Origin of the sequence: Mesorhizobium sp. M0136 (genome assembly GCF_040322515.1) — a bacterium.
Lineage (GTDB): Bacteria > Pseudomonadota > Alphaproteobacteria > Rhizobiales > Rhizobiaceae > Mesorhizobium.
This window is the reverse complement of record NZ_JAMYTP010000010.1, coordinates 135,180-155,107: the sequence shown is the minus strand read 5'-3', so window position 1 is coordinate 155,107 and position 19,928 is coordinate 135,180. Positions and strand designations below refer to the sequence as shown.

Annotated in this window: 20 protein-coding genes; 15 read left to right on the top strand and 5 right to left on the bottom strand. The window is 62.2% G+C overall.

The window, feature by feature from the left end:
- Positions 1 to 51 precede the first annotated feature (51 nt).
- From NKJ35_RS14700 to NKJ35_RS14665, 8 genes are read left to right on the top strand one after another with little or no spacing between them, the layout of a single operon-like run.
- Positions 52 to 1,035, top strand: a complete 984-nt coding sequence (locus NKJ35_RS14700; protein WP_352507024.1) for an ABC transporter permease — start codon at positions 52 to 54, stop codon at positions 1,033 to 1,035.
- Complete coding sequence (locus NKJ35_RS14695; RefSeq protein WP_352647908.1) at positions 1,025 to 2,557, top strand: sugar ABC transporter ATP-binding protein; 1,533 nt, start codon at positions 1,025 to 1,027, stop codon at positions 2,555 to 2,557. The genes NKJ35_RS14700 and NKJ35_RS14695 overlap by 11 nt, the downstream gene beginning before the upstream one ends.
- A gap of 30 nt (positions 2,558 to 2,587) precedes the next feature.
- Positions 2,588 to 3,583, top strand: coding sequence for an ABC transporter permease (locus NKJ35_RS14690; protein ID WP_352647905.1), 996 nt, complete (start codon positions 2,588 to 2,590; stop codon positions 3,581 to 3,583).
- A gap of 1 nt (position 3,584) precedes the next feature.
- On the top strand, positions 3,585 to 4,370 hold the full coding sequence (locus NKJ35_RS14685; RefSeq protein WP_352647903.1) for an SDR family NAD(P)-dependent oxidoreductase: 786 nt from the start codon (positions 3,585 to 3,587) through the stop codon (positions 4,368 to 4,370).
- 17 nt (positions 4,371 to 4,387) lie between these two features.
- Positions 4,388 to 5,593, top strand: a complete 1,206-nt coding sequence (locus NKJ35_RS14680; protein ID WP_352647900.1) for a CaiB/BaiF CoA transferase family protein — start codon at positions 4,388 to 4,390, stop codon at positions 5,591 to 5,593.
- Positions 5,594 to 5,595: 2 nt separating this feature from the next.
- Positions 5,596 to 6,381 (top strand): enoyl-CoA hydratase/isomerase family protein, encoded by a 786-nt coding sequence (locus tag NKJ35_RS14675; RefSeq protein ID WP_352647898.1) that lies wholly within the window; start codon positions 5,596 to 5,598, stop codon positions 6,379 to 6,381.
- Complete coding sequence (locus NKJ35_RS14670; protein WP_352647895.1) at positions 6,378 to 8,153, top strand: CoA-transferase; 1,776 nt, start codon at positions 6,378 to 6,380, stop codon at positions 8,151 to 8,153. The genes NKJ35_RS14675 and NKJ35_RS14670 overlap by 4 nt, the downstream gene beginning before the upstream one ends.
- Positions 8,154 to 8,167: 14 nt before the next feature.
- Positions 8,168 to 9,001 (top strand): SMP-30/gluconolactonase/LRE family protein, encoded by an 834-nt coding sequence (locus NKJ35_RS14665; protein ID WP_352647893.1) that lies wholly within the window; start codon positions 8,168 to 8,170, stop codon positions 8,999 to 9,001.
- A gap of 25 nt (positions 9,002 to 9,026) precedes the next feature.
- Here NKJ35_RS14665 and NKJ35_RS14660 read toward each other — a convergent pair whose 3' ends face one another.
- Complete coding sequence (locus NKJ35_RS14660; protein ID WP_352647891.1) at positions 9,027 to 9,368, bottom strand: antibiotic biosynthesis monooxygenase family protein; 342 nt, start codon at positions 9,366 to 9,368, stop codon at positions 9,027 to 9,029.
- A 171-nt stretch (positions 9,369 to 9,539) separates the two neighbouring features.
- Entirely contained in the window at positions 9,540 to 10,034 is a 495-nt protein-coding gene (locus NKJ35_RS14655; RefSeq protein ID WP_352647888.1) for an EF-hand domain-containing protein, read from the bottom strand.
- Positions 10,035 to 10,203: 169 nt separating this feature from the next.
- Between NKJ35_RS14655 and NKJ35_RS14650 the strand changes: the two genes are divergently transcribed.
- On the top strand, positions 10,204 to 10,470 hold the full coding sequence (locus NKJ35_RS14650; RefSeq protein WP_352476970.1) for a DUF3606 domain-containing protein: 267 nt from the start codon (positions 10,204 to 10,206) through the stop codon (positions 10,468 to 10,470).
- Positions 10,471 to 10,503: 33 nt separating this feature from the next.
- Here the strand turns inward: NKJ35_RS14650 and NKJ35_RS14645 are convergent, their stop codons facing one another.
- Both NKJ35_RS14645 and NKJ35_RS14640 read right to left on the bottom strand, forming a co-directional pair.
- The gene (locus tag NKJ35_RS14645) at positions 10,504 to 11,052 is read right to left on the bottom strand and encodes a DNA-3-methyladenine glycosylase (protein WP_352647886.1); all 549 of its coding nucleotides are present in this window, start codon (positions 11,050 to 11,052) and stop codon (positions 10,504 to 10,506) included.
- Between the two features lie 83 nt (positions 11,053 to 11,135).
- Positions 11,136 to 11,462: a hypothetical protein gene (locus tag NKJ35_RS14640; protein ID WP_352647884.1), complete on the bottom strand. Its 327-nt coding sequence runs from the start codon at positions 11,460 to 11,462 to the stop codon at positions 11,136 to 11,138.
- 253 nt (positions 11,463 to 11,715) lie between these two features.
- Here NKJ35_RS14640 and NKJ35_RS14635 point away from each other — a divergent pair, with 253 nt between their 5' ends.
- Together NKJ35_RS14635 and NKJ35_RS14630 are read left to right on the top strand one after the other, a co-directional pair.
- Complete coding sequence (locus NKJ35_RS14635) at positions 11,716 to 12,234, top strand: metallophosphoesterase (RefSeq protein WP_352647882.1); 519 nt, start codon at positions 11,716 to 11,718, stop codon at positions 12,232 to 12,234.
- A 74-nt stretch (positions 12,235 to 12,308) separates the two neighbouring features.
- Positions 12,309 to 12,617 carry a hypothetical protein gene (locus tag NKJ35_RS14630; RefSeq protein WP_352648025.1) on the top strand — a complete coding sequence of 103 codons (309 nt, stop codon included), beginning with the start codon at positions 12,309 to 12,311 and terminating at the stop codon, positions 12,615 to 12,617.
- A gap of 109 nt (positions 12,618 to 12,726) precedes the next feature.
- On the opposite strand, the gene NKJ35_RS14625 is transcribed toward NKJ35_RS14630, so the two are convergent.
- The gene (locus NKJ35_RS14625) at positions 12,727 to 12,960 is read right to left on the bottom strand and encodes a hypothetical protein (RefSeq protein ID WP_254815811.1); all 234 of its coding nucleotides are present in this window, start codon (positions 12,958 to 12,960) and stop codon (positions 12,727 to 12,729) included.
- Positions 12,961 to 13,143: 183 nt separating this feature from the next.
- Here NKJ35_RS14625 and NKJ35_RS14620 point away from each other — a divergent pair, with 183 nt between their 5' ends.
- From NKJ35_RS14620 to NKJ35_RS14605, 4 genes are read left to right on the top strand one after another with little or no spacing between them, the layout of a single operon-like run.
- On the top strand, positions 13,144 to 14,655 hold the full coding sequence (locus NKJ35_RS14620; protein WP_352647879.1) for a type I restriction-modification system subunit M: 1,512 nt from the start codon (positions 13,144 to 13,146) through the stop codon (positions 14,653 to 14,655).
- Positions 14,652 to 15,878 (top strand): restriction endonuclease subunit S, encoded by a 1,227-nt coding sequence (locus tag NKJ35_RS14615; protein WP_352647877.1) that lies wholly within the window; start codon positions 14,652 to 14,654, stop codon positions 15,876 to 15,878. Before NKJ35_RS14620 ends, NKJ35_RS14615 begins: the two co-directional genes overlap by 4 nt.
- Complete coding sequence (locus NKJ35_RS14610) at positions 15,875 to 19,174, top strand: type I restriction endonuclease subunit R (protein WP_352647875.1); 3,300 nt, start codon at positions 15,875 to 15,877, stop codon at positions 19,172 to 19,174. The genes NKJ35_RS14615 and NKJ35_RS14610 overlap by 4 nt, the downstream gene beginning before the upstream one ends.
- On the top strand, positions 19,161 to 19,904 hold the full coding sequence (locus NKJ35_RS14605; RefSeq protein ID WP_352647873.1) for a M48 family metallopeptidase: 744 nt from the start codon (positions 19,161 to 19,163) through the stop codon (positions 19,902 to 19,904). The genes NKJ35_RS14610 and NKJ35_RS14605 overlap by 14 nt, the downstream gene beginning before the upstream one ends.
- Positions 19,905 to 19,928 lie beyond the last annotated feature (24 nt).

The window sequence follows — 19,928 nt, the reverse complement described above, 5'->3', positions numbered from 1 at the left end:
CAGGTTTCCAAACGGCGACGGCACCGATACGGGCCCGGAAATGAAATGGACATGAGCGAGCTTACGCAATCCTCTGCGCCAAGGCGTTTCATCGGCGGCCAGCTGCTGGGCAGCAGCCAGCTGGTGCTCGGCGTGATCCTGGCCGTGCTCTGCATCGCCATGTCGATTGCGGCGCCGCAATTCTATTCCGAGGCCAACATCATCGCCATCCTGCGCCAATGCGCGCTGGTGCTGATCGTTGCCTCCGGCATGACGATGCTGATCATCACCGCGGAAGTCGACCTGTCGGTCGGTGCATCGCTGGCTTTTGTCGGCTGTATCGGCATGGCCGTGCTCAATTCAACACACAGCCTGACGCTCGGCCTGCTGGCGGCACTCGCCTTTTCAGGCGCGGTCGGTCTGTTCAACGGGCTGGTCGTCACCATGCTCAAGGTGAACTCGCTGATCGCCACCATCGGCACCATGATGATGCTGCAGGGCGGCGTCTATCTGTTCACCCGCGAGGCGGTGCAGAACCACCACCGACTTGCCGGCTTCACCGATCTCGGCGCCGGTTACATCGGCGCGATCCCGCTGCCCGTGGTCGTTGCCGCGGTGATTTTCGCGCTGGCCGCAGCAACGCTGCGCTTCACCACGCTCGGCCGTTATCTCTACGCTGTCGGCGCCAACGAGCGCGCGGTTCGTCTCTCCGGCGTGCGCTCGCAACGCTTAAAACTCTTCGCCTTCGTCGTCACCGGCCTCTGCGTCGGCATTGCCGGCATGATCCTGTCGTCGCTGATGAATGCCGGCCAGCCGACCGCCGGCCGCGGCTTCGAGCTGACGGTGATTGCCGCGGTCATCCTCGGCGGCACCAGCCTGCTTGGCGGCCGCGGCTCGCTGCTTGGCACGTTGCTTGGCGTGCTGGTGCTGAAGGTCATCGACAACGGCATCATCATCCTCGGCTGGAACCAGGATCTGCAGATGGTGGTGCCCGGCATCGTCATCATCCTGGCGACCTATCTCGACATCGTGCGGAACAGAGCCAATGTCGGTTGATTTCCTTCACCCCGCCGAAACCGTGGCTGTCGATAAAAGCGTGCCGGCGCTGGAGATGCGCGGCATCGGCAAGCGTTTTCCGGGCGTGATGGCGCTGGATAACGTCGACCTGACCCTGGAACCCGGCAAAATCCATGCCCTGATGGGCGAGAACGGCGCCGGCAAGTCGACGCTGATCAAGATAATGGCCGGGGTCTACGGCAAGGATGCCGGCACCATCCGCCTGCGCGGCCGCGAGGCCGACATCAAGTCGCCGCGCGACAGCCTGAAAGAGGGCATCAAGGTGGTGTTCCAGGAGATCGCGCTGATCGCCGAATTCAGCGTCGCCGAGAACATCTTCCTCGAAGGCTATCCGACCGGCAAAGGCGGCTCGATCGACTGGAAGAAGATCCGTGCCGATGCGGCCGCTCTGTTCAAGCGTATCGGCTTCAATGTCGACCCGGCGGCGCGCACGGGATCGCTGCCGGTCAGCCAGCAGCAGATGGTCGAGATCGCCCGCGCACTCGCCCATGAAGCACGTGTCGTGGTGATGGACGAGCCGACCTCCTCGCTGACGCCGAACGAGGTCTCGCTGCTGTTCACCGTCATTCGCCGGCTGGCCGCGCTCGGCATCGCCGTGCTCTATGTCAGCCACAAGCTCGACGAGGTCTTCGAGATCGCCGACACGGTGACCGTGCTGCGCGACGGCCGCCACGTCTCGACCAGGCCGATCGGCGAGCACACCAACGATACGCTGATCCAGGAAATGATCGGCCGGCGCATCGAAAACCTGTTCCCGCGCAAGCGCGGTGCACCAGGCAGCAAGGTCGCCCTTTCCGTGCAAGGACTTAGCACGGCGAAGAAGCTGAAGGACGTGTCGTTCGAAGCGCATGCCGGCGAAGTCCTCGGCTTCTTCGGCTTGATGGGAGCGGGCCGGACCGAGCTCGCCAAGGCGATTGTCGGCTTCGATCCGATCACCTCCGGCACGATTTCGGTCGATGGCAGCCCGCTGCTGCCGCACGACACGCACACCGGCGTCCGGCTCGGCATCGGCCTGCTCACCGAAGACCGCAAGAGCGAAGGGCTGATGGGCGAGCTGCCGGTCTACCAGAATGCCAGCCTCGCCTCGCTCCGTGCCTTCGCCAGGATGGGCTTCGTCGATAAGGCAAGCGAACGCAAAGCGGTGCAGGACTATGTCGACCGTTTCCGCATCAGGACGCCGAGCTTGTTCCAGCAGGTCAAGAACCTGTCGGGCGGCAATCAGCAGAAAGTGCTGATCTCGCGCTGGCTGATGCGCGGTCTCAAGGTGATCGTCGTCGACGAACCGACCCGCGGCATCGACGTCGGCGCCAAATCGGAGATTTTTGCGCTCATCGACCGGCTCGCCGGCGAGGGCCTGGCGGTCGTCATGATGACGTCCGAAATGCCCGAGCTGCTGGGGCTTGCCGACCGCATCGCGGTGATGTGCGAAGGCCGCCTCACCGCGATCATGTCCCGCGACGAGGCCACGCAGGAGAACATCCTCAATGCGGCGATCGGCTAAGACGATGACGCTTCGCAAAGGGACCAAGTGATGAGCCTGGCAAGCACCGACACGATGAAAGCTGGGCCGTCCATGCTGGCACGGCTCGTCGCACGGCAGGAAGTGGCATTGCTCCTCTGCCTCATCCTGGTGATCGCGTTCTTTTCCTTCACCGCCGAGAATTTCTTCTCTGTGCGCAACATCACCAATGTGCTCGGTCAGGCTTCGCTAGCACTGACAGCCGGCATAGGCTGCGCCATCGTCTTCATCTCCGGCGAGGTCGACATCTCGATCGGGTCGCTGCTGGCGACGATCGCGCTGCCGCTGATCATCATCATGAACGACACCAGCTCGCTTGTGCTCGGCATCAGCGGCGCGTTGCTGTTCGGGCTGATCATCGGCGTTGTGAATGGTTATCTGACGGCCTATGCCGGCATCAACTCGCTGATCGTGACCCTGGGCACGATGTTCATCATGCGCGGCGGTGTCTACTTCTACACCGGCCAGCGCGCCATCCCCGACGATGCAGCGCTCGACAGCTTCATCGCGCTGTCGGACGGTCGCCTGTTCAACGTCGTTCCCTATTCGGCTGTCATTGCCATCGTTCTGCTCGCCGTCTTCGCCTACGTGATGCAGCACCGGCCGTTCGGACGGCAGATCTATGCCGTCGGCGGCAATCCGGAAGTGGCACGGCTGGCAGGCTACGACGTGCGCCGTGTCAAGTTCATCTGCTTCATCATCAGCGCGCTGCTGGCAACGGTAGCCGGCATTATCCTGGCCGCCCGCGTCGGCTCGGCGCAGCATACAGCCGGGCTGAATTTCGAGTTCCAGGTCGTCGCCGCCACCGTGCTCGGCGGGGTGAGCCTTGCCGGCGGCATCGGCAGCCTGACCGGCATGGCGCTCGGCGTGCTGATCCTGCAGTTCCTGTCCAACGGGCTGCGCGGGCTCGGCCTGCCGACCGAATGGCAATTGGTCATCACCGGCATGATCATCATAGCCGCCGTCGCTTTCGACGAAGCGAAGCGCCGGCGCGCCATTGGAGTCTGACATGGATCGTCTCAAAGGGAAAACCGCAATCGTCACCGGCGCCGCCGACGGCATCGGCCATGCGATCAGCGAGGCAATGGCGAGTGAGGGCGCGCACGTCTTCCTCGGCGACATCGATGATGAGAAGGGCGAAAAATTCGCAGCCGAGCTGCGCGCCGCCGGCCACCGCGCCGACTACATCCATTGCGACGTGGCGGAGGAGGCCGACATCGCCGCCCTGGTAGACGGCGCCGTCGGCAGGACCGGCCATCTCGACATTCTGGTCAACAATGCCGCCCTCGCCATCGGCGGCATGCCGGTCCATGAGATGACCGACGAGCAGTGGCACCGGCTGATCGCGGTCAACCTGACCAGCGTGTTCCGCGGCTGCAAATATGCGCTGCCGCATATGATCGCGCAGAAATCGGGCTCGATCATCAACATGGCCTCGGCGCAAGGGCATATCGGGCTCGACGGCTGGACCGCCTATGCCGGCGCCAAGGGCGCGGTGATGGCGATGACGCGTCAGATGGCGGTCGAGTTCGGCCCGCTCAACATCCGCGTCAACTCGATCTCGCCCGGAACCATCAACACGCCGATGAACGACAAACTGATCAAGGAGATCGGCGGCAATCTCGCCAAGGCCTGGGTGAAAATGCATCCGCTCGGTCGCATCGGCAAACCGTCCGAAGTGGCAGAAGCCGCCGTCTATCTCGCCTCCGACGCCGCCGGCTTCACCACCGGTACGGACCTGCGCGTCGACGGCGGCCTCACCGCGGCACCCCGCTACGTACCCGACCTGCTTTGACAACCAATGAGACAAAAATGAACAAGGCCCTCGAAGGCGTCCGCATCCTCGATTTCAGCCATCTGCTGCAGGGGCCGTTCGCCACGCAACTGCTCGGCGACATGGGCGCCGACGTCATCAAGATCGAGCGTTCAGGCGCCGGCGACATGTTCCGCGGCATGACCTTCTTCGCCAAATGGGTCGGCGGCTCCGAAAGCCCGAATTTCCTCGCTTGGAACCGCAACAAGCGCTCCATCGCGCTCAACCTGAAAAGCCGCAAGGTGCATGCCATCATCATGGACATGGCCAAGAAGGCGGACGTGGTGGTGCAGAATTTCCGCCCCGGCGTGCTCGCCAGGCTCGGCTATGGCTACGAGGATTTCAAGGCTGTCAACCCCGCCATCATCTATTGCTCTGGCTCCGGTTATGGCGAGGAAGGCCCCTATGTCGAGCGTCCCGGCCAGGACATGCTGATCCAGGGGCTGTCCGGGCTGATCTCCAACACCGGCCGCGGCGATCAGGCTCCTGTCCCGGCCGGTGCCGGCCTCGCCGACCAGATCGGCGCCATGAACATGGTCTACGGCATATTGTCGGCGCTCTACTATCGCGAGAAGACCGGCAAGGGCCAGAAGATCGAGGTCAATCTGCTGGCCGGGATGCTGGCGCACCTCAATCAGGAATATGTCGCCGTGCTCAATCTCGGCGAGGATTTCGTGCGTCCGAAATCAGGCATCGGCCACCCCGGCATGCAGGCGCCGTTCGGTATCTACGAAGCGAAGGACGGTGGCTATGTGTCGATCGCCATGAGCCCGTTCAAGACGCTGTATGAAGTGCTGGAGGCGCCGCAGCTTGCTGTCTACGATGATCTGAAGACGCTGTTCGACAAACGCGACGAGGTGTTCGACAAAGTCAACGCCGAAACCAGGAAGTTTGCCACGCAGGACCTGCTGGCGCGGCTGCTGGCAGTCGACATCTGGTGTGCCGAGGTGAAGGACATAAGGCGCGCAGCCGAGGACCCGCAGGTCAAGCACTTGGGCATGATCACCAGCTACGATCATCCGCGCGGCGGTAAGGTCAGGGTGGTCGCACCGGCGGTCAAGATGAGCGAGACGCCGCCCACCATAGAGCGGCCGGCGCCGCTGGTCGGCCAGCATAGCCGCGAGATACTGGCCGAGTTCGGCCTCTCCAGCGGCGAGATTGCAGCGCTTGAGGCGTCCGGCGACATGACCGTGGATGCTGTCTGACGATGAGCGTTTACCAGACACTCAGCTTGGAAATATCCGGGCGCGTCGCAGTCGTCACCTTCCGGCGCGCCGATCAGCTCAACGCCATGAACCGGCTGATGCAAAGCGAGATCACCGATGTTTTCGAGGTGCTGTCGCGGGATGACGGGGTCGGCGCGATCGTGGTGACCGGCGAGGGGCGCGGCTTCATGGCCGGCGCCGACATCAAGGAATACGCCGCCCAGACAGCTGCCGAGTTCGATGCCTTCCAGGCTGCCGGCACCCGCATGTATGCGGCGGTCGAGAACAACCGCAAGCCGGTCATCGCCGCGGTCAACGGTTTTGCGCTCGGCGGCGGCATGGAGCTGGTGCTGTGCTGCGACATCGTCATCGCCAACCAGTTCGCGAAGCTCGGCCTGCCCGAGATCAAGCTCGGGCTGGTCCCCGGCGGCGGCGGCACGCAGCGCAGCGTCCAAAAGCTCGGCCGCAACCGCGCCAGTCTGCTGCTGATGACCGGCGCCATCGTGCCGGCTTCCGAGTTCGTAGGCGCCGGGCTGGTCAACGAGATTGTCGACGCCGAACGGCTGATGCCGCGGGCGCTGGAACTCGCCGGCATGATAGCCGCCGAACCGGCTGCCGCGATCGAGGCATTGAAGGCGCTTACAGCGCACGCCGTGTCGGGCGACTTGGCGAGAGGCCTTGCCATGGAGCGCGACGTACTGGGCCGGCTTTATCGTAGCGAGACCGGCCAGCAGCGGGTGAAGGCGTTTGCCGAAAAAAGTGCCGCGCGGGCGAAGGCTGGGCAATGACATCCCTGGTCAAGCCGAACCGGCCGCGCTTCACCGATGTCGAGAGCCTGGCCGCGATGGTCGGCGGCGGCGATGTCTTCGGCGTCGGCGGGCATCATTTTGCCCGGTTGCCGATCGCCCTGCTGCGCGCCATCGCCCGCTCGGGCGTCGAGGGCCTACGCTATGTCTGCTGGGCCGGCGGCCTGCCGCTCGAACTGCTCCTCGAAGCGGATGCCGTGGCGGAGATCGACATCTGCTTTTCCAGCCTCGACATTTTTGGCTTGCCGCCGCGCTTCCGCGCGGCCGCCGAGACAAATGTCGTGCCGGTCCGCGACTGGACGGCGCTGGCCATGATCCAGGCGCTGCGGGCGGCGCAGCAGAACCTGCCGTCGATGCTGTTTCAGCTTCCCGAGGGCTCGGACATGCTGGCGCGCGTGCCGGGCGCGATCGCCGTGCCAGATCCCATTGCCAGAACCGAGATCGGATTCATCCCCGCCTTGCGGCTCGACACGTTCGTCGTCCATGCCCAGCGCGCCGACGAGAGCGGCAATGTCCAGATCATCGGGCCGCGGGCGCTGGATTTCGCCATGGCCGGCGCGGCGCGCCAGGTGCTGGTCACGGTTGAGGAAATTGTCCCGGTCGGGGCGCTGCGGCATGACGGCCGGCAAAGCATTTTGACCCGCAATCAGGTGTCGGCCATAGCGCTGGCGCCGGGCGGCGCCTATCCCGCTTCCTGCCTGCCATTCTATGTGACGGATTATCAAGCGTTGGCGGGGACGTTCGCGGCCAAGGAAACACCTTTGTCGGACAGCCTGAGCATGCCTTCGGAAGGCGTGCCGGAGCGGGTTCAAGACGCTGCAAAAGTCCGGGCTGAGACAGTCCTCGCCATGCCCGGGCTCGTGCACGGTGAAAAGCAGGCGTCCATCGACGAGATCATCGCCGCTCGCATCGCCGCCGAACTCGACAATGACAGCTTTGCCAGTGCCGGCGCGGTGTCGCCGCTGGCCAATGTCGCCTATCGGCTGGCCAAAGCGGCGCACGCGCCGGACATGATCATCGCCACCATGAGTTGCGGCCATCTCGACATCGCGCCGAGCCCGATGATCCTGTCGCTGATCGAAAGCCTCGATTGCGAAACGGCGGTGGCGCATGCCGGCGGCGACGACACCTATTCGACCTACTATCAGGCCGGCGCGGTTACGCATGAGATCGTCGGTGCCGCGCAGGTCGATCGACGCGGCCGCGTCAACACCATAGCCTTGCGCAAACGCGATGGCAGCGCCATCCGGCTGCCCGGGCAAGGCGGCATGGCCGATGTCGCCAACATGCACCGCGATTATCTGCTCTACGTCCCCCGCCATTCGGTGCAGTCGCTGGTCGAGAGGGTCGAGATCGCCAGTTCGGCGCGCGGACTGTTGACGCAGGCCGAACGCGAGCCGATGGGCTACCGGACCGGCGCGGCATTGCTGTTCACCGACCTTTGCGTGTTTCGGCTCGACCGGGAGAGCCGGCAATTGGTAGTCGTCGAGACGATGCCGGGCGTGACCCGCCGGCAGATCCAAGATGCCACCGGCTTTGCTCTGGTATTCGCTGCCGATTGCCGCGACGTTCCGCTGCCCGCGAACGAAACGCTCGATGTCCTGCGAAACCGGATCGACCCGCTCGGCCTGCGGCGACTGGAATTCGTCAGCGCCAAGGAGCGCGGCGCGCTGATCGCCGAGATCCTCGCCGCCGACCGCATCATGGTCGAGCGCTGCATCGCCGCGCAGCAATCGCATACCGAAACAGGCTGAAGAGGGGGCGGCGCATGGCAAAGCCGTTGCTCGAAATGTCGGCCGCGAAGGTCTTCTTCGACGGCATCTTCACCAGCCCGCGCGTCGCGCATGCTGAAGGCGTGGCCATCCATCGCGACGGCTCGATCTGGTGCGGCACCGAAACCGGCGACCTGTTGCGGCTGGCCGCCGATGGCAGCTCGGTCGAACGCATGGGCGGCACGGAGGGCTTTCTGCTTGGCATCGCTTTCGATAGCGCAGGCAACTGCTTTGCTTGCGATCTCAGACATGCGGCGGTCTTTCGCTGGGATGCCGCGGTGGCCGAGATGCAACGCTTCGCTTCGGCCGGCATCCGCGTGCCGAATTATCCGATCGTCGACGAGGCGCGCGGCTGGCTCTATGTCTCCGATAGCCTCGGCGAAGACAACCGTTCCGGTATCTTCCGCTATGATCTGAAGACCGGCGAAGGCGGCCTGTGGTGCCGCGAGGCCATGGCCTTCGCCAACGGCATGGCGTTGGCGCCGGATGGCAATGGGCTTTACGTCGTGGAAAGCCACGCGGCCTGCGTCAGCTATGTGCCGATCCGTGCCGACGGCACGGCAGGACCTCGCCAGCTCGTCGTGGACGGCGTGAACAACGTCCCCGATGGCGTCGCCGTGGCGCCGGACGGTTCGCTGTTCATCTCGTGCTACGAGCCGAGCCGCATCTATCGCTGGCGACAAGATAGCGGGCTCGAGGTGCTGATCGAGGATCCGGCGGCAACCACGCTCGCCCATCCCACCAACATCGCCTTCAAGGGCGATAAGCTCTACACCGCAAATCTCGGCCGCTGGCACATTACCGAGATCGACCTGACGGCGATTTCCTAGATCAGGCGGGCGGCGCTCACCAGGGCTATTGCAGGCGACCGTGACTGGTGCGGATGCGCAGCACCTGCACCCGCGACGGCAGCTCGATCAGGAACTCTTCGTCCCGCTCCAGATGATGGATTTTTGTCGGATCGCCACCGGTGAATGCCGCCATCGCCTCGACATTTTCCCAATAGGAGATCGTCACGAATTCCGAATGGGTGGGCGTGTCCTCGCGAAAGGTCTGCACGCCCAGGGCCTTCTCGATCAGCGGCTTGATGCCGACTTCGTAATTGTAACTCTCGTAGGCATCCGCCTTTTCAGGCATTGTTCTGCCGCGCCAGATACGGGCGATGGTCGGAGTTTTCTCCGTAATTTTCTCTGTCATGGCCAACGAATCCCTGCTGGTCTGATTGGTCCGCCGGCGTTCGAATGCCAGCCAAGGAACGGATCTCCCCGGCTGACAGCCTGGTATCCCGTTGCCAGCGGCGGTTTTCATCTTCCCGGCCGACGTAGGTGGCGCTGCCCAGACAGGGCTTCCTCGCCGACCGCTAGGGACTTACTCCTGATCCTCCGCGCCGCCTCCGTGAAAGAAGGACCGGATTTCCTGCATGTCGACGCTGCCGTCACCGTCCTCATCGACGGCGTTGAATATCCGCCCGACGAAATCCTGGACTTCGCTCTGGGAAAGCGCGCCATCGCCGTCGGCATCTACTATGGCGAACATCATTCGCATCCTCGCGCCGTGCATCCCGCGTCCCATGCCACCGCGGCCTCCCGTCTCCCAATCTCGGTCAGGCGGGCCCATCCTGTAGTCGTGATGCCAGCGGTCGCGACCGCGCCGTTCCGCCCGGGGCGCGCGATCCTCTTGCATTCTCTCCTCCAGCATCTCGGTCATCATCTGGCGCATCATATCGCGCATGGCATCCTGGCTCTGCCCGCTCATTCCGGGCGCCGGAGCTGCGGGCGCGGGCGGGCTCGTCTGGCCGAATGCCGGCGCGGCCAACATGGCCAGCACCGCGGCAACTACAGTGGTTTTGCTTGCGAGCGTCATCGTAATCTCCATCGGTATGAATTGGTGGCTGCTGCATCCAAGCCAAACCGGCTGCTCGCCTCATGGTTCCTGGTCAGTCGGCTCAACGGCGCAAAAGTCCGCCTGGTCGCGGCAACGAAAGCCGCTTGCCCACGTTGCCGTTGATGCGAAGCTCCACCAGGAGGAAGAAATGGCCGACGACAAGAGCAAGCGAGATTTCCGCGACCGCGATCGCGTTTCGGCGGAAGACGACCGTGAAGTCGAGTATTTTGCCCAGCAGAACGGCATCACCGCCGACCAGGTCCGCCAGCTGATCAAGAGCTTCGGCAATGATCGCGGCCGCCTGGTCGAAGCCGCGAAGGCGTTGCGGGGGATTTCACCTGCCGGAGCCGACGAGGTGACCAGGGAAGCCCGCCAGCAGGCAACACCCATGCATCTCGGTAAACCCGACGAGTGATGCCAGGCAGCTGCTCTGCCGCTGCCGCAGGCGTCAGAATTTGCGGCTCAGATAATCCGAGCCGCGCAGCCCGAACCGCCACTCGGCATCGACAGCCTTGGAAATGCCGATCCGGCGGCCTGTAAGAATGGCGCTGGCGTCGCCCGGCTGCCTGAATTCGAATGGCGGCGCGTCCAGTGGCAGCCCGTCATGGGATTTGTCGATTGCCAGCGCCTGGCAAAGGCGACCCGGTCCCGAGCAAAGCAGCCGGGGGTCGTCAATGCCGCGATTGGCCCGCATCACCTCCAGCCCGGATTGCGGTTCGATTGCGCGGATGAGCACGGCGCTGCCGGGCAGGCACACGGCATTGAGACACCAGTGCAGGCCATAGGAGCGATAGACATAGGCGCTGCCCGGGGTGCCGAACATTGCGCCATTGCGCACCGTCCTGCCACCGAAAGCATGCGAAGCCGGGTCATCGGGGCGATAGGCCTCGGTCTCGACGATGATGCCGCCAACGCCGTGCAAAAGCAGCGCCGCGCCAATCATGTCGCGCGCCACGGTGGTGGCGTCTCGGGCAAAGAATTCGTGGTTCGTGGTCACGTGCACCGGACTGATCGCGCCTCAACCTGGCGCGTCAGCAAATTCTCGGACCGGAAGCAAAATGTCCAGCCATTGCGTTGTATTCAGCGCAGCATGGCTGCGCCGATGAAAACCGCAGCGGCGAGCACGACGATGGCGGCAATCACCATGACTGGCCCATATCTGCTCGGTTGGACGTCGGGCGCATCGTTCAGCGGGCGCATCGCATTGGCATAGCTCGCCTGGTTGGTGAACTCCTTTTCATGAGGCGCAGACCGATCGTTTGCCGGAACGCTGCCGGCCGATTCCGCGTCCGTCTCCATGGGAGCCGCGGCTGGGTCGATTCCCGGTGTCTTATCCCCTCCGCGTCCGGCGTCGATATCGCCCCGCGCTTGAGCCGGGCTTCGCCCAACAGGTGCTGCGTCGGTCATCGTCGAGGTCCTTTCAGAGCATCGGCCTCAAGCATTCTAACCTGCGTCTCATTCCAAAGTTCCCCCGTTTCAAAGTTCCCCCTCTTAAAGTTCTCCCTTCTTAAAGTTCCAACAAGCGGAAGCCACCTGGGCCTGCTTACAGGAACAACCGGCGATCGAGCGGGTTGAGCAAGCATTGGAGAGAGCAAGATGGACTTGGTGCGCCACGCGCCTACATGCGCGGCAGTTCGACAACGGCCCCCAGCGAGCGCGCATGATCTACTTCACCGCCGACACGCATTTCAGCGACCCGCGCATTTTGCGCATTGATCGCCGCCCGTTCGGCTCGCTGGCGGAGCATGATCGGGCGCTCATTGCGTTCTGGAACGAGACTGTCGGCCCGGACGACGAGGTCTGGCACCTCGGCGATTTTGCCAAGGGCTCGGCGTCCTTCGTGTCGTCGCTGCTGGCGTCTCTTCATGGCAGCAAGCACTTGATCATCGGCAACAACGATGCTGCGGCCACCATTGACGCGACGGGTTGGGCGAGCACGCAACACTACAGGGAGCTGAGCCTCGACGGCAGCCTGCTGATCCTTTGCCACTATCCTTTTCGCACCTGGAACCAGATCGGCCGGAAATCAATCGACCTGCATGGCCATTCGCACGGCCGGCTCACCCCGGTCACGCGCCAGTATGACGTCGGTGTCGACAGCTGGGATTTTCGTCCGGTCACGCTTCCCACCATCCTCACCAGCCGCGGCCGCCGGCCGGCGCGGGCAAAACCCGGCTGAAGGCGGCTGGCCGCAACCGGAACCTCTGCGGAGCTGAGGCGTTCGAAAAATTGCAAGGCGTAAAGGCAACGGCAATGGCTCAGAAGATCACGACAGGCGCGAACGACCGGCCGCGCAATGAAACCATCGGCCAATCCGGCGTAGGCCTGCCGGACGATAGCAGCAGGCCGCTCGAGGTCGACGAAGGCTGGGTCGCCCGGTTGAGAAACAAGCTGCAGGGCAAGCCCCGGCAAGCCGCTCAAACCAACATGGACGAGGTTCCGGCAGGCGTCCCCGGCGCTGGCGAGAACATTTGCCGCCGCTGTGCAGGGTCAGGCATGATCGACGGCCGAACCTGCCCCGAATGCGGCGGAACCGGCAAGGTGACGACGCCGATAGGCTGATGCTAGAGCAATTCCAGGAAAAGTGCGAAACGGTTTTCCGTCCGGAATTGCGTCAAAAAAGATAGACCGGTTCTGCGTTTCCGTAAAACGATGAACCGTCTAGCGCCGGTCAGATCGCCGGCACCCACTTCCAGAACACGCCTTCCTTGCGGTCGGGGTAGTGCTTGAAGTCGCATTCGAAGCGCCAACCGTAATTCTTGGCGGCGGCAAGCGCCTCCTTGCTGACCGGGTTCATGCCCGTTCCCGGCGCAAACCAGTCCTCCAGCAGGTCGTCAGGTATGTAGGCGCCGATCCTCAACGGCAACTTTTCGAGAACGACATCCATTTCGGGCGGTGCGGGCACGGGGCGCTCCCTTCGGGGTCTGTTGACGAAGAAGTCACTTGAGGCCGATTGAGTTCCAGACTTGCAAACGCCTTCATTTTTTGCCCCTCTCAACAGGCCAACCCGATATGAATGCGCGGTGCATTTGAGATTGCAAAGCCAGCGTTGGGCTGATGTATTCCACCGATTCGATAGGGGGGCATGATGGCAGCTGGCAAAGTTACACAAGCAGAAATCAACAAGGCGGCGTGGGCTGCCTGCGACACCTTCAGGGGCACGGTCGACGCGTCGGTCTACAAGGACTACGTGCTGACCATGTTGTTCCTGAAATACATCTCCGATGTGTGGAAGGATCACTACGAGACCTACCGCAAGGAGCACGGCGACCATCCCGACCTGATCGAGGCCCTGATGAAGAACGAGCAGTTCGTGCTGCCGAAAGGCGCGAGCTTCTATGATCTCCACCGCGACCGACATAAGGCCGGCAATGGCGAGCGCATCGACACCGCGCTCCAAGCGATCGAAGAGGCGAACGGCAACAAGCTCCGCGACGTTTTCCAGGACATCTCCTTCAACGCCAACAAGCTGGGCGACGAAGAGCAGAAGAACGATATCTTGCGGATGCTGCTGGAGGACTTCGCCAAGGACAGCCTGGACCTAAGGCCAAGCCGGGTCGGCAGCCTCGATATCATCGGCGGCGCTTACGAATATCTCATCTCCCGCTTCGCAGCATCGGCCGGCAAGAAGGCGGGCGAGTTCTATACCCCGGCCGAAGTCTCCACCTTGATGGCGCGGCTGGTTGAGCCCCAGGAAGGCGACGACATCTGCGATCCGACATGCGGCTCTGGCTCGCTCTTGATGAAATGCGGCCGGGAAATCGCGCTGCATACCGGTTCCAGGAAATACGCGCTCTATGGTCAGGAGGCGATCGGCTCGACATGGGCGCTGGCCAAGATGAACATGTTCCTGCATGGCGAGACCAACCACCAGATCGAATGGGGCGACACCATCGGCAACCCAAAGCTGCGCACGGCGGACGACCAGTTGCGCCATTTCGACGTAGTCGTCGCCAACCCGCCCTTCAGCCTCGACAAATGGGGTGCCGAAAAGGCCGCCACCGATCGCTTCGGCCGCTTTCGTCGGGGCCTGCCGCCGAAGACCAAGGGCGACTATGCCTTCATCCTGCATATGATCGAGACCATGAAGCCGCGCACCGGCCGCATGGCCGTTGTGGTGCCCCATGGCGTTCTCTTCAGAGGCTCAAGCGAGGGCGAAATTCGCCGCAAGTTGATCGAGGAGAACCTTCTAGATACGGTCATCGGGCTGCCCGAAAAACTATTCTTCGGCACCGGCATTCCAGCCGCTATCCTGATCTTCCGCAAGAAAAAGCCCGACGACACGGTGCTCTTCATCGACGCCAGCCGCGACTACGAGGAAGGCACCAACCAGAATCGGCTGGGCGAGGAGCAGCTACTGAAGATATTCGCTGCCTTCGATGACCGCGTCTCCATCGACAAATATGCCTATCTGGCGACAACCAAGGAGATCGCAGGCAACGACTTCAACCTCAACATTACGCGCTATGTCGACACCTTCGAGGCGGAGGAGGAGATCGACCTCACGGCGGTGAGAACTGAGCGGCTGAAGCTGAGCGCGGAGATCGCCGAGCTTGAGGCCAAGATGGAGAGATACCTACTGGAGATCGGGTTAGCGTGAACTTCGTATCCAAAGCGACGGCCTTTCCCGCAACGGTTCAGCCGGGCCATCCTTCCATAAGGAGAACCCCTGAGGGCTGGGCTCGTATTCCTATGGGACGGCTCCTGAAGGAAGTTCGCCGGCCGGTTCGGATGGTGGACGAACAGGTCTATGATCTTGTGACGGTAAAGCGAGCGCGAGGCGGCATCGTTCGACGGGAGCATCTTACGGGCAAAGAGATATCGGTCAAATCTCAGTTCCGGATTGAGCGAGGAGACTTCCTCATATCAAAGCGTCAGATCGTGCATGGCGCCTGCGCCCTAGTCCCAAGCCAATTCGCGGGCTCAATAGTTTCCAATGAATATGCTGTGCTGCAACCCGACGACAATCTCGACAACCAATTTCTGGCCTACCTGTCGCACACACCGTACTTCCAGCAGACCTGCTTCCATTCGAGCATTGGTGTTCATATCGAAAAAATGATCTTCAAACTGGATCGCTGGTTTCGATGGGAATTCAACATTCCCCCGCTCGCTGAACAGAAACGGATTGCTGAAATCCTCTCGACCTGGGATGCGGCCATCGAGACTACCGAAAGGCTGCTAGCCAATGCAGAGGCCCAGAAGCGAGCTCTCATGCAGCAATTGCTCAAGGGCAAGCGACGGCTAAATGGTTACGTCAGCAATGACTGGCGGGAATCTCTGCTGGTCGATGCGTTTGACTTCGTAAACGGCAGAGCATTTAAGCCGTCGGACTGGGGTGTGTCGGGCTTGCCAATTGTCCGCATCCAGAATCTCACCAAGAGTACCGATACGCTGAACCGGTTTTCGGGCCACGTGGAGGATAAACACCTCGTGCGTTACGGAGACTTCTTGTTATCTTGGTCTGCCACTTTGGAAACATTCATTTGGAAGGATGAAGATGCGGTCCTAAATCAACACATTTTCAAAGTAGTCCCGCGAACAGATATCGACCGCAATTTCGGTTTTTACCTCATCAGTTTCGAAATCGATAACCTGAGATCGAAGGTGCATGGGACAGGCATGAAACATATAACTAAGAAGTCTCTATCTAAGATTTCTGCGCGGTTGCCGCCCTATCGTGAGCAGGTTGAGATATCTGACGTACTAAATATTGCCGCCAATATTGAAGAAGACTATCGCCTGGAACTCGCGAAATTGATATGTGAGAAAAAAGGTCTTACGCAGCAACTGCTTACTGGCAAGCGGCGAGTAACAATGTGAACGCCCCCGAGCGCCCACGGACTGACGAGGAAACCCAGGCTAAGGTTCCGGCACTCGCTTTGATGATGAAGCTCGGTTGGTCCTATTTGTCACCGGCCGACTGCTTGAAGCTGCGCGGCGGAGAACGGGCAGTGTTGCTCGATACGGTGCTGTGCGGCCATCTCTCAGCCTGGCGCTTCGTCTATCGCGGCGCAAGCCATGCGCTCTCCCTCAGCGGCATCGCACAGGTCTTGAAGGCGCTCAATGACACTGGCCTCAATGAGGGGCTGACGCCGGCCAACGAGCGGGTCTGGAAGCATCTCGCTCTTGGCGTCACCGTCTCCGAGTTCATGCCGGACGGGTACAAGCATTCCGTCACCGTGCCGCTGGTCGACTTCGCGAACCCCGCAACAAATCGCCTCCACGTCACCGAGGAGCTTTCTGTCGAACGAGAGGGCGGGCATGGCCGCTTCCGGCCCGACATCGTGCTCTATGTCAACGGCATCCCGCTGGCTATCATTGAGGCCAAGCGCCCGACAGGAAGCCATGCCGAAAAACTGATGCTGGCCGAAGGGGTCTCGCAGCACCTCCGCAACCAAAAGCCTGACGGCATCCCCGCGCTCTATGCGTATGCCCAGCTCCTCCTCTCCATCTCCGGGCAGGATGGCAAATACGCCACCACCGAGACCCCGGCAAAGTTCTGGTCGCTATGGCGCGAGGAGGAGTTTCCTGTCGCTGACATCGACTCAATGGTGAACGCGAGGCTGACGGCCCAGCAACATTCCGCCCTCTTCGCCGAGCGCCCGGCCCATGTCCGCGCCTTCTTCGATGGCCTCTGGTCGAATCCAGTCGCCGCGACCGGACAGGATCGGCTCGTCACCTCCCTTTTGCGGCCCGATCGTCTCCTTGAGTTTGTTCGCTACTTCCTCCTCTTTGATAGCAAGCTGGGCAAGATCGCCGCCCGCTACCCACAGGTGTTCGGCATCAAGTCGATGCTGGCGCGGATGGAAAAGCGCAACCGCGACGGCGGGCGCGAGGGCGGCGTCATCTGGCATACGACCGGCTCGGGCAAGTCCTTCACCATGGTCTTTCTGCTCAAGGCGCTGCTGATCCACGACGCGCTGGCCCGCTGCCGCATTATCGTCATCACCGACCGGGTCGACCTGGAGCGCCAGCTGTCGAGCACCTTCATGGCGGGCGGCGCTTTCGGCTCTGCGGTGGCGACGAAGAAGGACGGCGAGAACGCCAAGGCCTCATCAGGTCGCGACCTGGCGCGGCGCATCGGCTCCGGCACGGAGCGCATAATGTTTACGCTGCTTCAAAAGTTCAACTCGGCGACACGCTTCAAGGAATGCCACAACGCGTCCGAAGACCTCATCGTGCTGGTCGACGAGGGGCACCGCAGCCATGGCGGTGAGAACCATGAGCGGATGCGCACGGCCCTGCCTAACGCCGCATTCATCGCTTTCACCGGGACGCCGCTACTGAAGGACGACAAGACGCAGAACAAGTTCGGGCCGATCCTCCACGCCTATACCATGCAGCGGGCGGTGGAGGACGGGACCGTAACGCCGCTTCTTTACGAGGAGCGCCGGCCGGTGGTCGACGTGAACGCCGAGGCGATCGACAAATGGTTCGACAAGACAACGGGGCTCTCCGAGAAGCAGCAATCCGACCTGAAGAAGAAGTTCGCCACCCGAGGCAGCGTCTATCGCGCCGGCAATCGCATCGACCTTATCGCCTGGGACATCGCCACGCACTTCTCTCAGAATTTCAAGGAGCTTGGCACCGGCCTGAAGGCGCAACTCGCGACCGACAGCAAGCTCTCCGCAATCCGCTACAAGCAGGCGCTCGACGCCACGGGTCTTGTTACCAGCGCAGTCATTATCTCGCCGCCCGACACGCGCGAAGGACATGAGGACACCGACGAGGCAAAGACCCCGGAAGTCCAGAAATGGTGGGCGGCCAATGTCGGCAACGATGCGGAAGGATACGAGCGGCGAGTCATCGAGGATTTCGCCACGCCCGGCAGGCCCGACATCCTCATCGTCGTCGACAAGCTGCTGACCGGCTTCGACGAGCCGCGCAATGCGGTGCTATACATCGACAAATATCTCAAGGAACACAATCTGCTCCAGGCCATCGCGCGGGTGAACCGGCTGCATGAAGCCAAGCAGTTCGGCTTCCTGATCGACTATCGCGGCATCCTGACAGAACTCGACACGTCGCTGAAGGACTACCAGGACCTCGCCGAGCGCACCCAGGGCGGCTACGACATCGAGGACATCGAAGGCACCTTCGCCAGCGTTGCGACCGAGTACAAGCGCCTGCCTGGCCTCCATGCCTCGCTGTGGGCAATTTTCGGCAGCGTCAAGAACAAGGGCGACCGCGAGCAGTTCCGCCTTGTGTTGACCCCGGATTCGGTTCTTGGCGAAGACGGCACAAGCCACGATCGCAATCAGAAAGTGCGCGAGGATTTCTACGCCGCGCTGACCGAGTTCGGCATGTGCCTGAAACTGGCGCTTTCATCCCGCGCCTTCTTCGAGGACGGCTCCTTCAGCGAGGCGACGATCGCCGGCTATAAAAAGGATCTGAAGTTCTTCACCGAGTTGCGTATCCAGGCCAAGCAGGACGCCATGGAGACGGTCGACTTTTCGGCCTATGAGGAGCAGATACGCAAGCTGGTCGACAAGCAGGTCGTCGGCGTCGAGATCAGGGAGTCGGAAGGAGTTATCGACCTTACTGGCTTCACGGACCACAAGCAGGCCGGCTATGATGCGTCAGGGTGGAGCGACGACAAGGTCCGCGCCGAGACCGATGTCATCAAGACACGACTGACCAAGACCATCGAACAGACGCTCGCCGATGATCCTTATGCACAGGCGGTATTTTCTGACCTGTTACGGCAGGCGATCAAGGAGGCAGAATCCCTTTTCGATCACCCGCACAAACAATACATCCTGTTCAAGGACCTTGAGGAGAAGGCGCGGATGCGGGCCAACCCTCATGTCCCCGACCGCTTCCCGGACAATCCGCATGCGCAGGCCTATTTCGGTTTGTTCCCGATTGTCCTAGGCGAGGTCGCCGCGCGGGATCGGGGTGAGGACTGGCTTGTCGCCGAGGCCTTTCACATTGACGGGATCGTGAGCAATGCGGTAGCGACGTTCTCGATCAATCCGGCCAACATCGAGGCCGACATCAGGACTAGGCTCCTGCCGCGCTATTTCAAGGCGCTGGGAGGGCTGGACAAAGCCGGGGCGCTGGTAGACCGGATCGTGGAGATCGTTCGCCTGGGGGCGTCCCGTGGCACTCTCTGAGCGCAACCTGTCGACGCTGCGCTATGGCGACCAAAACATCGCCTATGCCGTGCGGATCGACCCAGCCCGGCGCGAGCGCATTGCCATCCATGTCCATCCGGATGGAGCCGTCGAGGTCGAGGCCCCCGAGGACGCCAGCGAGGAGGCCATCCGCAAGGCCGTGATGAAACGCGCCCGCTGGGTTCTCCGGCACGTCAACGATGCGCGAAAGCGCTTCGAACATGTCCTGCCACGGCAATATGTCAGCGGCGAGCAGGCGCTCTATCTCGGCCGCCGCCATGTCCTGAAGGTGATCCAGGTGCCCAAGGCAGAGCGGTCCATCAAGCTGAAGCGTGGCCTCCTCATCGTCGCGACGGAGAACACCGACAAAGCGGCGCTCCGGGCTCGCTTGCGGGCCTGGTATCGCGTCAAGGCGCGGGACTACTTCGCCGGCCGCATCGAGGCAATTTCCAAGGCGCTGCCCTGGGTCCAGGAGCCGCCGCCTTTCCGGCTGCTCGACATGAAGCGGCAATGGGGAAGCTGCGCGACCGGCGGTTCGGTCACCCTCAATCCGTTCCTGGTCAAGGCTCCGCGCGAGGCGGTCGACTACGTGATCACCCACGAGCTTTGCCATCTAAGGGAACACAATCACAGCCCCGAGTTCTTCCGCCTTCTCACGCGCTCCATGCCAGGCTGGGAGGCGATCAAGTCCCGCCTGGACCACAGTGCCGAGATTGTCTTGAACGACTGAGAGGACCGTCAGAGTGGCTACTGA